Origin of the sequence: Polaromonas sp. CG_9.11 (assembly GCF_015752225.1) — a bacterium.
Classification (GTDB): domain Bacteria; phylum Pseudomonadota; class Gammaproteobacteria; order Burkholderiales; family Burkholderiaceae_C; genus Polaromonas.
The window spans coordinates 32,479-46,143 of the sequence record NZ_JADOVE010000013.1; the positions used below are offsets into that span (position 1 = coordinate 32,479).

Annotated in this window: 9 protein-coding genes and 1 pseudogene; 5 read left to right on the plus strand and 5 right to left on the minus strand. The window is 64.3% G+C overall.

Translation table 11 applies throughout. From position 1 onward, the window contains the following. Window positions 1-38: 38 nt before the first annotated feature. From IWX85_RS11995 to IWX85_RS12005, 3 genes are all read left to right on the plus strand, one after another. Entirely contained in the window at window positions 39-650 is a 612-nt protein-coding gene (locus IWX85_RS11995; protein ID WP_196869880.1) for a type IV toxin-antitoxin system AbiEi family antitoxin domain-containing protein, read from the plus strand. After that, a complete protein-coding gene (locus tag IWX85_RS12000; RefSeq protein WP_196869881.1) occupies window positions 647-1,519 on the plus strand; it encodes a nucleotidyl transferase AbiEii/AbiGii toxin family protein in 873 nt (290 codons plus the stop codon). The genes IWX85_RS11995 and IWX85_RS12000 overlap by 4 nt, the downstream gene beginning before the upstream one ends. Window positions 1,520-1,609: 90 nt before the next feature. After that, complete coding sequence (locus tag IWX85_RS12005) at window positions 1,610-3,469, plus strand: N-6 DNA methylase (protein WP_255529446.1); 1,860 nt, start codon at window positions 1,610-1,612, stop codon at window positions 3,467-3,469. Window positions 3,470-3,680: 211 nt separating this feature from the next. On the opposite strand, the pseudogene IWX85_RS20475 reads toward IWX85_RS12005, so the two are convergent. The 3 genes and pseudogenes from IWX85_RS20475 to uvrA all read right to left on the minus strand — a co-directional run. Beyond that, window positions 3,681-3,845, minus strand: a pseudogene (locus tag IWX85_RS20475) (EamA/RhaT family transporter); the annotation flags it as partial. A 154-nt stretch (window positions 3,846-3,999) separates the two neighbouring features. Further along, window positions 4,000-5,223, minus strand: coding sequence for a glycerophosphodiester phosphodiesterase (locus IWX85_RS12015; protein ID WP_231379717.1), 1,224 nt, complete (start codon window positions 5,221-5,223; stop codon window positions 4,000-4,002). Window positions 5,224-5,384: 161 nt separating this feature from the next. After that, window positions 5,385-8,441 carry an excinuclease ABC subunit UvrA gene (uvrA, locus tag IWX85_RS12020; protein WP_196869940.1) on the minus strand — a complete coding sequence of 1,019 codons (3,057 nt, stop codon included), beginning with the start codon at window positions 8,439-8,441 and terminating at the stop codon, window positions 5,385-5,387. A 335-nt stretch (window positions 8,442-8,776) separates the two neighbouring features. Here uvrA and IWX85_RS12025 point away from each other — a divergent pair, with 335 nt between their 5' ends. Next, window positions 8,777-9,979: an MFS transporter gene (locus IWX85_RS12025; RefSeq protein ID WP_196869941.1), complete on the plus strand. Its 1,203-nt coding sequence runs from the start codon at window positions 8,777-8,779 to the stop codon at window positions 9,977-9,979. Between the two features lie 4 nt (window positions 9,980-9,983). On the opposite strand, the gene IWX85_RS12030 is transcribed toward IWX85_RS12025, so the two are convergent. Next, window positions 9,984-11,348, minus strand: coding sequence for a chloride channel protein (locus tag IWX85_RS12030; protein ID WP_196869884.1), 1,365 nt, complete (start codon window positions 11,346-11,348; stop codon window positions 9,984-9,986). Window positions 11,349-11,478: 130 nt separating this feature from the next. Here IWX85_RS12030 and ssb point away from each other — a divergent pair, with 130 nt between their 5' ends. Next, a complete protein-coding gene (gene ssb, locus IWX85_RS12035) occupies window positions 11,479-11,982 on the plus strand; it encodes a single-stranded DNA-binding protein (RefSeq protein ID WP_196869885.1) in 504 nt (167 codons plus the stop codon). 106 nt (window positions 11,983-12,088) lie between these two features. Here the strand turns inward: ssb and IWX85_RS12040 are convergent, their stop codons facing one another. Beyond that, window positions 12,089-13,651 carry an ATP-binding protein gene (locus IWX85_RS12040; protein WP_370584271.1) on the minus strand — a complete coding sequence of 521 codons (1,563 nt, stop codon included), beginning with the start codon at window positions 13,649-13,651 and terminating at the stop codon, window positions 12,089-12,091. Window positions 13,652-13,665 lie beyond the last annotated feature (14 nt).

A 13,665-nucleotide genomic window follows, 5' to 3' on the forward strand; every position in this document is an offset into this window, starting at 1 on the left:
TATAAATTTATGCTGCAATTTTGTATAAACTTCACGTCATGGCCCTTCCTTCGGAACATCCCATCCTGGCCCTGGCGCGCAGCAAGGGCGTGCTTCGCACGCGTGATGTCAGCGCTGCGGGCGAGTCGCGCGTGTCGCTGGCGCAACTGGTGCGCAAGGGCCATCTTTCCAGACTCGGGCGCGGACTCTACGCCCTGCCGGACCGGCCGATTTCAGAACATGGTGCCTTGGCGGAAGTCGCGGCCAAGAGCGGGCAAGGCGTGGTGTGCCTGATCTCCGCATTGCGTTTGCATGAGTTGACGACCCAGCAGTCCGCCGACGTCTGGCTGGCCATTCCCCACAAGACCCATCCTCCCAGGCTGGCTTATCCGCCGCTGCGGGTGGTGCGCATGTCTGGCCAGGCCATGCTGGAGGGCATTGAAACGGTGGACGTGGCGGGCATGCCTGTGCGGGTGTTTGGGGTGGCCAAAACCGTGGCCGACTGCTTCAAGTTTCGCAACAAGATCGGACTGGATGTGGCGCTGGAGGCGCTGCACGAAGCCTGGACGCAGGGCCGCGTCAGCATGGACGAGCTGTGGCGCCATGCTCAGATTTGCCGGGTCGCCAATGTAATGCGGCCTTACATGCAGGCGCTCGGGGCCAGGCCATGAGCCTGCCCAAAAACAGGGGCGCTTCGGTTCGCGTGCGTTTGCTCAACCGCGCTCGGGAAGATGGCATGGATTACAACCTGATCCTGACCCGATACGCACTGGAGCGCGTGCTCTACCGGCTGAGCGTGTCCCCATGGAGGGACGCTTTTTTGCTCAAAGGCGCCTTGTTGTTCGACCTTTGGTTTGATCAGCCGCATCGCCCGACCCGCGATATGGACCTGCTCGGTTTTGGGCCGTCCGGGGTGGATGACGTGGCGGCGGTGTTTCGCGAAATCTGCGTGCTCAGCAGCGATGACGGCATGACCTTTGACCCGGCGACGGTCCGTGCGGCGCAAATCCGAAACCAAGCCCACTATGCAGGTGTCCGTGTGTCCTTCACCGGCGCATTGGATGGCGCCCGCTGCGCGGTGCAGATAGACGTGGGCTATGGGGACGCGGTGACGCCAGAGCCGCAGCGCATGCGCTACCCGGTGTTGCTGGCGGAGATGACCGCACCCGTGATGCGTGTCTATCCCGTCTATACCGTGGTGGCAGAAAAATACCACGCCCTGGCCAGTCTTGGCATGGCCAACACCCGACTGAAAGACTATTTCGACCTTTGGTTCCTAGCCCGGCACATTCCCTTCGATCAGGCGGTATTGCATGAGGCCATCGCAGCAACCTTTGCCCGGCGAGGAACGCTTCTTCCTCAAAGTCTGCCCTTGGGCTTGTCGAATGTTTTTGCACAAGACCTTGCCAAGGTTCAGCAATGGAAGGCATTTCTGCGCAAGAACAAGCTGCAAGCCCCAGCCCTGGAATTCGTCATGGATGAATTGCGCCCATGGCTCTGGGGCTTGAACGCCAATGATGATGAAAACCCGACCCCTTGAAAATGACAAAACCCAGCACACCAAAATCTGTAAAAACCGTGGTCACAAAAGCCCAAAAAACCCCCTAAAGCCATCGCCTCCACGCAATCGCTGTCGAGCTTCGTCAAGTCGATCTGCGACATCATGCGGCGCTCCAACTGCGCCAGCGCCCTGCAGTACGTGCCGGAGCTGACCTGGATTCTGTTTCTGCGCATCCTCGACGCGCAGGAGGAGCGCGCCCGCGAATCGGCCGAGGCCCAGGGCAACCTGTTCACGCCGGCCTTGCGCGCGCCCTACCGCTGGCAGGACTGGGCCGCGCCGCTCCAGCCCGAGGGCGGCGCGCTGACGCCCGAAGGCCGGCCGGTGGGCTGGAAGCGCGATGAACTCAAGGCGAAGGTCGGCGACCTGTTCGCCTTCCTGAACAAGGACTTGCTGCCTTATCTGCATGGGCTTGACGTGCTGCCAGACGGCCGGCTCAACCCGGCCGCCAGCCCGAAGCAGCGGGTGATTGGCCGCATCATGTCGGCCGTCGAGCGAGTGCGGGTGGATTCGGAAACCAACCTGTGCGACATCCTGGACAAGGTCAACGACATTCACACCGACCACATCGACGACCAGCATTTCTTCACCTTGTCGCAGGTGTACGAGGATTTGCTGCTGAAGATGGGCGAGAAGAATTCCGACGGCGGCCAGTTCTTCACGCCGCGCGAGGTGGTGCGCGCCATGGTGCGCATCGTCGATCCGCAGCCGGGCGAAACCGTGTACGACCCCTGCTGCGGCACGGGCGGTTTTCTGGCGCAAGCCTACGAGCAGATGGCGCACGCGTTGGGCGATGCGGTATCGAGCACGGAACTGGAGCGCCTGAAGCACGACACCTTTTTTGGCCGCGAAAAGGAAAACCTGGTGTACCCGATTGCGCTGGCCAACCTGGTGCTGCACGGCATCGACCAGCCCAACCTGTGGCACGGCAACACGCTGTCGGGCGCGCCGACCTACGAGGCGCTGTTCGAGCAGGCGCCGGCCACTTTCGATGTGATCCTGACCAACCCGCCGTTTGGCGGCAAGGAAGGCAAGGAGGCGCAGAAGAACTACAGCTTCGAGACCAGCTCGACCCAGGTGCTGTTCATGCAGCACATCCTGGACGACCTGAAGCCGGCGCTGGACGGCAACCCGGGCGGGCGCTGCGCCGTGGTGCTGGACGAGGGTCTGCTGTTTCGCACCAACGAAAGCGCCTTTGTCGAAACCAAGCGCAAGCTGCTCGACGAGTGCGATCTGTGGTGCATCGTCAGCCTGCCGGGCGGCGTGTTTTCGACGGCGGGCGCAGGTGTCAAGACCAACTTGCTGTTCATGACCAAGGGCAAAAAGACCGAACGCATCTGGTACTACGACCTGTCGCATGTCAAGGTGGGCAAGAAAACGCCGATGACGCTCAGCCAGTTCGGCTGGGGGCCGCAGTTCGAAGTGCTGGACGATGCCGCCTTGCCAGGCACGCTGGTGGGTGACTGGCCTGCGCAGGATGGCAACGCCGGCAAACCTTTTCCGACGCTGGCGCGCCTGCTGGCGCAGCGCGGCACGGTAGACGCGGACAGCGATTTTTCATGGACCGTGGATTTTTCCGCCCGCCGCGCCAAGGCCCGCGAAGACATGGCACCGCATCTGGCCGAAGTGGAAAAGCTCAAAAATCAGGCGGTAGCGCTCAAGGAAGAAATCGCCAGGTTGAAAAAAGGCATTGATGAGGCCCGGCTGGCCGCCTGCCGCGAGCAGTTGAGCGCGACGGACAAAGCCGTGCGCGATGCGCAAGCCAAGGCCGATGCAATTGACGCCACAACCTTTGACTTGAAAGCCGTGAATCCCCGCGCCAGGGTAGAGCGAGACAACCGCACGCCCGGTGAAATCCTGGACGCCATCGCCCTGCATGGCGACACGGTCGCCGCCGCGCTGGGCCGGCTGCGCGGGTTGGTGGCGCTGTAGCCCGCATGAAGGTCAGCGCAGTTGTTCGAGGGTTGGGTGCGATGCTATTGAAAATATAGCTAGTAGCGCTTGTCAGCCGTGCGCTAGAGTCCTAAAAGCTATAAGAGTGAAAACACGGTTGACGACGGCACCACCAGGCAAGCCAGCAGGGCGGTGGACTTGACGGTGAAGCCGCTCAGCGTGCCGCCGGCGGCCAGTCCGACCAGCAGCAGCGCCAGCCCGCAAACACCAGCTTGGAAGGAATGTCGCCAGACGCGATGTTGAACAGCGCATAGCCGTTCTTGATGGCCGGTCAGGCGCCGCCCCAGAGCAGGCAGCACAGCGTGGCGACGAGGAAAACCACCTTGCAGCGGGTAAAAAGTGAAGCGCTGGTCAAGAGGGGAAACTTTCACTGAAAAAAGCACGTGAAGCGCCCGGGAAAACGTTCAGCCCCGCCGGAATACCATCCCGGCGGGGCAAAAAGGGACGTGATGATACGTGCTCAGCGGGTTTCCCGCTCACAGCGCTGCGTTGCCGCTGCCGGGCAGAATTCAGCGCCCCAGTTCCTTCAGGTAGCTGCCGCGCGCCTCGATGGCGGTGTCGGGAAAGTCGCTGAACAGGCCGTCCACCCCGAGGCGGTAAAACTGCAGGTACTCGGCTTTCGGGTCCTTGTTGTAGTCGAAGGCCAGGCGGCGCTGCTCGTTCCTGAAGGTGTAGGCATGCACGAACAGGCCGGCCTTGTGGGCATCGTCGATCAGCGTGGTGGCCGGCTGGCTGCTGGCATCGTTGTAATTGGCCTTGCCGTCGCCGTTGACATCGCGCAGGTTGCCGGCCGCGTCCAGTGCGCCCTTGACCGGCACGATGTACGGTTTCCACGGCCCGATGCCGTCAGCATAGGTCTTGATCTCGGCCAGGCCCGCCGGGGTGACCATGGCGCTGAACAGCCGGGGGTCGCCGCTGAGCGCCCAGTCGTACGGGCGGTCGAAAGGCGCGGCATAGGTGATCTTGCCGGTCTTGAGGTCGTAGTCGTCGCCGTCGATCAGCTGGACCATGCGGGTGGTCAGGCCCTTGCCGCGCATTTCCTTCAGGCTGCCCGGCTCGAAGCTCTGCACCAGCACCGGGGCCGCCTTGCTGTTCCAGCCCGCCGCGTTCAGCACGGTGATCAGGCGGTCTTCCAGGCCCAGGCCCAGCTGGCGGTGAAAGGTCGGGTGCTTGGTTTCCGGGTAGATGCCGATGTCGCGGCCGGTGGCGGTGCGCCGGGCCTTGACCAGGTCGACGATTTCCTGAAGCGTCGGGATTTTGTAGAGGCCGTTGAACTGCTGCGGCCGCTCGGCATCGGTGATCAGCGCGCCCAAAGTCTTGATTTCAGCCAGCGTGAAGTCGCTGGCAAACCAGCCGGTTTCGTCCACGCCATCGACTTTTTTGGTGGTCTTGCGGCTGGCGAACTGCGCCAGTGTGGCGACGTTGGTGGTGCTGGTGATGTTGGGCTCGTGGCGCGCGATCAGCACACCGTCTTTTGTCACCACCAGGTCGGGCTCGACGAAGTCGGCGCCCATCTCGATGGCGCGGCTGTACGACTCCAGCGTGTGCTCGGGCAAATAGCCCGAGGCGCCCCGGTGGCCGATGACCAGCGGCTGCACATTGGCCAGCGTCTTGAACGGCAGTGGTGGCGGCACCGGGTCACTGCTGCCGCCGCCGCATGCGCTCAGCGTCAGCACCATGGCGCCGGCCAACGCCAGCCGCCGCAAGGAAGTGATTGGGACAAAAACATGCATTAAAAGCCTCCCGGTGGTTGATGACCGAGAGCTTCCGCCCTTTTCATGACAATTTCATGCAAAAGGCCGTTGGTTGCCACTTTTACCGCCGAAAAGGTAGTGCTTGAATACCGTTGGCAACACGATGACGCTGTTGTCGGCAACAGGAAACATAAACACCGCTACAACAGCCGCGCAAGGTAATGCCCGGTATGGCTGTCAGGGTTGGCAGCAATGTCTTCGGGCGTGCCCACGCCCACCACCATGCCTCCGCCGGCGCCGCCTTCCGGCCCCATGTCGATCAGCCAGTCGGCGGTCTTGATGACGTCCAGGTTGTGCTCGATCACGACGATGGTGTTGCCCGCGTCGCGCAGCTGGTGCAGCACCTTGAGCAGCAGGTCGATGTCGGCGAAATGCAGGCCGGTGGTCGGTTCGTCCAGGATGTAGAGTGTGCGGCCGGTGTCACGCTTGCTCAGTTCCAGCGCGAGTTTCACCCGCTGCGCCTCGCCGCCCGACAGCGTCGTCGCCGACTGGCCGAGCTTGATGTAGGACAGGCCCACGTCGAGCAGCGTGTGCAGCTTGCGCGCAATCGTCGGCACGGCCTTGAAGAATTCGGCCGCCAGCTCAACCGTCAGGTCGAGGATCTGCGCGATGTTCTTGCCCTTGTACTGCACTTCCAGCGTTTCGCGGTTGTAGCGCATGCCGTGGCAGACGTCGCAGGGCACGTACACATCGGGCAGAAAGTGCATTTCGACCTTCACCATGCCGTCACCCTGGCAGGCTTCGCAGCGCCCGCCGGCCACGTTGAAGCTGAAACGCCCGGCGCCGTAGCCGCGCTCGCGCGCGGTGTTCATTTCGGCCATCAGCTCGCGAATCGGCGTGAACAGGCCGGTGTAGGTGGCCGGGTTGCTGCGCGGCGTGCGGCCGATCGGCGACTGGTCGACATTGATGACCTTGTCGAAGTGCTCAATGCCTTCGATGGCTTCATGCGGCGCCGGTTCTTCGTGGGCGCGGTAGAGCGTTCGGGCGACGGCCGCATACAACGTGTCGTTGACCAGCGTGGACTTGCCCGAGCCCGAAACGCCGGTCACGCAGGTCAGCAGGCCGACCGGAAACTCGACGCTCACGCCCTGCAGGTTGTGGCCGGTGGCGTTGATGACGCGCAGCGCCTGCATGTCCCCCAGTGTGGCCTGGTGCTGAGCTTCACGCGCCGCGCGGCGTTCGGCCGCCGGGCTGGGCGCAAAGCGCGATTTGCTTTGATCGAACGCGCGGGCATTCTTAACGGTGGGCAGCCACGGCGTGCGGTGCTTGGGCACGGCAATCTCCAGCGTGCCCGCCAGATACTTTCCGGTCAGCGAATCGGGATTGGCCTGCACCTGCTCGAACGTGCCCTGCGCCATCACGCGGCCGCCGTGAATGCCGGCGCCCGGCCCCATGTCGATGACGTGGTCGGCGGCGCGGATCATGTCCTCGTCATGCTCGACCACCAGCACGCTGTTGCCGATGTCGCGCAAATGCTTGAGCGTGCCGATGAGCCGGTCGTTGTCGCGCTGGTGCAGGCCGATGCTGGGCTCGTCGAGCACGTACATTACCCCCGTCAGGCCCGAGCCGATTTGCGACGCCAGCCGGATGCGCTGCGACTCGCCGCCCGACAGCGTTTCGGCGCTGCGGTCCAGGCTCAAATAGTTCAGGCCCACGTCGTTCAGGAACTTCAGCCGCAGGCCGATCTCGCGCACCACCTTGGCGGCGATCTCGGCCTTGGCGCCTTGCATGGTCAAGGTGCTGAAGTACTTGAAGCTCTCGCGCAGGGTGATGTGGCTGACTTCATAAATCGCCTTGCGGCTGGGCTTTTCGCCGCCTTCTGCCGTGCCGACCAGGTAGACATGCCGCGCTTCCTGGCGCAGTCGCGTGCCGCCGCAGTCGGGGCAGGGTTGCACGCTGCGGTAGCGCGCCAGGTCGTCGCGCACCACGGCGGAGTCGGTTTCGCGGTAGCGGCGCTCGAAGTTGGTGATGATGCCTTCGAACGGATGCTTCTTGCTCACCTTCTTGCCGGCCTTCTCGCCTGAATCCATGAGGTAGCTGAACCGGATGTCTTCTTCGCCCGAACCGTGCAGCACGACCTGCCGCACGTTATCGGGCAGGTCTTCAAACGCCGTGTCGATGTCGAATTTGTAATGCGCGGCCAGGCTCTCCAGCATGGAAAAATAATAGGCGTTGCGCCGGTCCCAGCCCTTGACCGCGCCGCTGGCCAGGCTGAGCGACGGAAAAGCCACCACCCGCGCCGGATCGAAAAAGTCCCGATGCCCCAGGCCGTCGCAGCACGGGCAGGCGCCGACCGGCGAGTTGAACGAAAACAGGCGCGGCTCCATCTCGCTGAGCGAATAGCTGCAGACCGGGCAGGAGAACTTGGCGCTGAACAGGTGTTCCTGGCCGGAATCCATTTCCAGCGCCAGCGCCCGGCCGTCGGCCAGCCGCAGCGCCGCTTCAAAACTCTCGGCCAGGCGCTGGCGCAAGGCCGGCGGCGGGACCACCCCGGCTTCGGCGTCGGGCGGGGTTTCCCTGTCCAGGCGCACCTTGATACGGTCAATCACCACGTCAATCGTGTGCTTTTCGGTTTTCTTGAGCTTGGGCAGTGCGTCAAATTCATAGGTCGCGCCATCGACCCGGAAGCGCACATAACCCTGGGCCTGCATTTGCTCGAACAGGTCGACAAATTCGCCCTTGCGCTCGCGCGCCACCGGCGCCAGGATCATCAGCCGCGTGTCTTCGGGCAGGGCCAGCACGGCATCGACCATTTCGCTGACGCTTTGCGCCTGCAGCGGCAGGTCATGCACCGGGCAAAACGGCGTGCCGGCGCGGGCGAACAGCAGCCGCAGGTAGTCGTGGATCTCGGTCACGGTGCCGACGGTGGAGCGCGGGTTGTGGCTGGTGGCTTTTTGCTCGATCGAAATCGCCGGCGACAGGCCCTCGATCATGTCCACGTCGGGTTTGTCCATCAGCTGCAGAAACTGCCGCGCATAGGTCGAGAGGCTTTCGACATAGCGGCGCTGGCCCTCGGCATACAGCGTGTCAAAGGCCAGGCTCGACTTGCCCGAGCCCGAGAGGCCGGTAATAACGACCAGCTGGTTGCGCGGAATGTCGAGGTCGATGTTTTTCAGGTTGTGGGTGCGCGCACCGCGAATGCTGATGGCCTGCGCGCCGTGGCCGGCCGGCCGGGCTGCCCGCTCGAAGGCCTGGATCGCTTTGTCTTCAGAGGCCGCGTGTGCGTCTGAATGTGCGGTGGCGTGGTCGAGTGCTGGCAGGGAAGTCAGGGGTTTGCTGTCGTTGGGAAAGTTCACAGGGTTGCAGCGCCGGAAAAACCTTCGATCATAGACCTGAGCCGCCCGGCGGGCAGGGCGGCGGCCGGGTATCAAGCACAATACGGGGCCTTGTCAGGGGCAATCATTCAGCGGCTGTGGTTCGCTGGAAACGCTCTTCATGCACGGCCTTCATGCGTTCCGATCGCGGCTGTTTTTGCTGTACTTTTCATTTTTGAGACTCCTTCACCGTGTCTTCTGCAGCCCCCTCATTCCCGATGACCGCCACCGAGCGGCGCGCCAGCTTCTCGCTGGCGTCGATTTTTGCGCTGCGCATGCTTGGCCTGTTCCTCGTGCTGCCGGTGTTTGCGCTGGAGGCGGCGCGCTATCCGGGGGGTGACGATCCGGCGCGGATCGGCCTGGCGATGGGCATTTACGGGCTGACGCAGGCGCTGCTGCAGATTCCTTTCGGTCTGGCGTCGGACCGGCTGGGCCGCAAGCGGGTGATCGTGGCCGGACTGCTGGTGTTTGCACTGGGCAGCTTCCTGGCCGCCGCCGCACCGGACCTCAACTGGCTGCTGGCGGGCCGGGCGCTGCAGGGCGCAGGCGCGATCTCTGCCGCCGTGACCGCCTTGCTGGCAGACCAGACGCGCGACGAGGTGCGCACCAAGGCCATGGCGCTGGTCGGTGGCAGCATCGGGCTGATGTTTGCCGTGTCGCTGGTGCTGGCGCCGGCGCTCAATGCCCGCATCGGGCTGAGCGGCCTGTTCATGCTGACGGGCGTGCTGGCGCTGGCCGGCATTGCCATGGTGCTGTGGCTGGTGCCGCCCGAGCCGGTGCTGCACAAGGACATGGCGCGCGGTGGCCTGGCCGATGTGCTCGCGCGCAGCGATCTGGTGGGCCTGAACTTTGGCGTGTTCGTGCTGCATACGGTGCAATTGTCGATGTGGGTGGCGGTGCCGGCGCTGCTGGTGCAGGCCGGGCTGCTCAAGGCGCTGCACTGGCAGGTCTATTTGCCGGCGGTGCTGGCTTCTTTCCTGGTGATGGGCGGCACGCTGTTTCCGCTGGAGCGGCGCGGCCATCTGCGCGCCGTGCTGCTGGCCGCGATTGCCCTGTTGGCGCTGGTGCAACTGGGTTTCCTGGGGGTGACGCTGGCCGCCGGCGGCGTGGCGCCATCGCTCTGGATGCTGGGCGCCTTGCTGCTGCTGTTTTTTTGCAGTTTCAATGTGTTGGAGGCCAGCCAGCCGAGCCTGGTGTCGCGCCTGGCGCACGCCTCACACCGCGGGGCTGCGCTGGGGCTTTACAACACCTCGCAGTCGCTGGGCCTGTTTGCCGGCGGCGCAGTTGGCGGTGCGGTGCTCAAGTGGGGCGGCGCGCAAGGCCTGTTCGTGTCAACGACGGCGCTGTCGCTGCTCTGGCTGCTGGTGGCCTGGCGAATGCTGCCGGTTCAGCCCTCCACGGCCCGACAAGTCCCGGCTTGAAGACTCAGCGCGCCTGCCGCCTTTCGGCCTCGACGGTGGCAGCCGGTTGCGGTTGCAAGCCTGCAATCATGAACTCCGCCAGGGTCGCATACAGCGGCCGGCTGATCATGCGCGACAGCAGGCTGGCCAGCATGGCCGCCATCATCAGGCTCAGCACCATGGCGCGGCCATCGACCATTTCCATCACGATGATGAACGCCGTCAGCGGCGCCTGCGTGACGGCGGCCAGGAAAGCGGCCATGCCGATGGCGATCAGCGCGGCGCTGATGTCGGGCGACATTAGCAAGGCAATGTTGCTGCCCACGCCGGCGCCAATCGACAGCGAAGGGGCAAAAATACCGCCGGGCACGCCGCACCACGCGGCCAGCCAGGTAGCAATGAATTTCAGCAGCACATACAGCGACGGCACGTCGGCCTGGCCGGCCAGCATCTGCGTGACGGCGTGGGAGCCCGCGCCAAAGGTCGAGCCGTCGCTGACCAGGCCGATCACGGCAATCGCCAGGCCGCCCGCAGCGGCAAAGCGCACCGGGTAGCGGCTGCGCCACCGGCTGAAGCGGTCAGGTGACGACCCGGTCAGTGAAATCGCCATCAGGCGTGCAAAAACGCCGCCGAGCAGGCCGCAGGCCAGTGCCACCATCAGGCCGGGAAACAGCGCATTCCAGCCCAGGATCGGCACCTTGATGACGCCGAAATAGGTGATGTTGCCAAAGGTGGAAACCCCCATCAGTCCGGCCAGTACGATGGCCGTGATGATCAGGCCGCTGTTGCGCGACTCCAGCTTGCGCGACAGCTCCTCAATGGCAAACACCACGCCGGCCAGCGGCGCATTGAAGGCGGCTGCAATGCCGGCCGCGCCGCCTGCCACCAGCAGGGCATGGTTGCTCATGCCGGAGTCGGGACGCAGCCAGCGGCGCGCATGCTGCATCACGCCGGCCGCGACCTGCACCGACGGCCCCTCGCGGCCGATGGACAGGCCGGCCATCAGCCCGGCGGTGGACAGCCCGATCTTGGCCAGCGTCAGGCGCAGCGACACGAACCGACCCTGCGCGCCCGGCGGCAAGGCCGGGTCCAGCGCCGCCATGACCTGCGGAATGCCCGAACCCGCAGCGCCGGGAAAATGGCGCCGGGTCGCCCAGACGATGGCCGCCGTCAGGGCCGGTGTCCAGAGCAGAATGGTCCAGCGGTTGAAGCCGTAAAGACGCTCAAACAGCCCGAAGCCCCATTCACCGAGCAGCGTGAAGGCCACCACGCACAGTCCCGCCGCCATGGCATACACCAGCACCACGGCGCGGTCGAACCAAAGTCGGCCATTGGACAGTTCGCTGCGAAGGTTGTGCAGGAAATTGGGCTCATGGGGCGGCTGATGCATGGGCCGATTATTGCGTGACAGGCCAATTCGTCATGCCCAGGCCTGCCGGATGCGGCACAATTGCGCTTTGGGCGCCACCCGCCCGTTACGATATTTTCCTGACCCATTCCAGAGCAAGAGGCGGCACACCATGGCATCAGTCAACAAAGTCATCATCGTCGGCAATTTGGGCAAAGACCCCGAAATGCGCAGTTTTCCCAGCGGCGACCAGGTCGCCAACGTCACCATCGCCACCACCGACAAGTGGAAGGACAAGCAGTCCGGCGAAATGAAGGAAGCCACCGAATGGCACCGCATCGTGTTCAACGGCCGGCTGGCCGAGATCGTCGGTCAGTACCTGCGAAAAGGCTCGCAGGTCTATGTCGAGGGCAGCTTGCGCACCCGCAAGTGGACCGACCAGAGCGGCGTTGAAAAGTACACCACCGAAATTCGTGCCGACCAGATGCAGATGCTGGGCAGCCGCCAGGGCATGGGCGGCCCCGGCGGCGGTCAGGACGAGGGTGGCGGCTACGAAGCGCCGCGCCAGTCCGCCGCGCCCGCCAACCGCCCGCCGCCGCCACGGCAGGCCCCCGCGCCCGCACCTTCCAAGGCCTCCAGCGGTTTTGACGACATGGACGATGACATTCCGTTTTGAGGTGTACCTGAGACTAAACTTGTAAAGTTTTAGTCCTAAAGCCCTGATTTATCAGGGCTTTTTTGTTTTTACGTTCTGAATTCGCCAACCCTGGCGCATCGGCGGCTCAGTGCTTGATCTGCAGCAGCAGCGCCTCGAGCTGCTCCAGATCGATCGGCTTGGTCAGGTGGCCATCGAAGCCGGCCTCGCGCGCCAGCTGCTTGTCCGACTCTTGGCCCCAGCCGGTCGCAGCGATCAGGAAAATGTTCTTTCCCCAGGAAGGTTGACGCAAGCGGCGCGCCATTTCGTAGCCGCTCACGTCGGGCAGGCCGATGTCCAGCAGCGCCACCTGGGGGGCAAATTCTTCTGCCAGTTGCAGGCCGCTGGTGCCGTTGTGGGCTGTGCGCGCCTCGTGCCCCAGCAATTCGAGCACCATTTTCAGGCTCTCGGCAGCATCGACGTTGTCATCGACCACCAGGATTCGCAGGCCCTGCACGCCAGTGGCGGGGGGCGTGTCTTCGGCGGACTGCAACGGCGCTTGCGCGAGCGGCAGGCGCACGGTGAATTCGCTGCCCTGGCCGACGCCTTCACTGGCCGCGCTGATGCTGCCGCCATGCAACGCAACCAGCCCGCGCACCAGCGCCAGTCCGATGCCGAGTCCGCCCTGCGAGCGTTCCAGTGCCGGCGTCAGCTGCGAGAACATCTCGAAGATGGCGGCCAGCGACTCCTTTGGAATGCCGATGCCGGTGTCGCGCACGGACACCACGGCTTCGTGGCCGCAGCACTGCAGCCCCAGCCAGATGTGGCCGCCCCGGGGGGTGTACTTGGCTGCATTGTTGAGCAGGTTGGCAATCACCTGGGTCAGTCGGGTCGCGTCGGCGTCGACGATGACCGCCTCGGGCGGTAGTTCCACGTCGAGCGTATGCCCGGCGTTTTGCAGCATGCCGCGCGCATCCTCCAGCGCCAGGTGCACGATGGCAGCCAAGTCGACCGGCTGGCGGCGCAGCGCCATGCGGCCCTGGGTGATGCGAGAGACCTCCATCAGGTCATCCACCAGATGGGTGAGCTGCTGCAACTGGCGCTCCAGCACCCTGACCGACCAGTCTTGCGAGGGCGCGTGCGGGCCCTGCAGTTTGAGCATCTCCAGCACGTTGGACATGGGCGCCAGCGGGTTGCGCAGCTCATGCGCCAGAGTGGCCAGGAATTCGTCCTTGCGACGGTCTGCCATCTGCAGCTTCTGATTGCTTTGGAGCAGCTGTGCCTCGGCACCCAGGCGCGCTTCGAGGGCAGCCTCGGCAGCCTTGCGTGCCAGCAGCAGTTCTCGTTCGTAGGAGCGCCGGTCGGTGGCCATGAAGATCGCCAGTTCGTCCAGCAGTTGACCCCCGTGGCGCCGCCGCACGATGTTGAGCAGCATCGGCAGGCGGCTGCCGTCGCGGTGCAGCAGGTCGAACTGCACCTCGGCCACCGAACCCTGCATCTGCAGCAGCGGCACGCAGTTGGTCTGATGGAACACCTTGCCTCCAATGGGGAGCAGGTCCTGCAGTCGCAGCCGGCCGCGCAGTTCGTCGGCCTGGTAGCCCAGCCATCGGCACAGTGTGGTGTTGACGCGCAGGATGCTGCCATCCGGGTCTGTCAACATCAGGCCGCACGCGGCATGTTCGAACAGCACGTTGTCTGCGGGCAGTGGCACGCTCTGGCTCATGG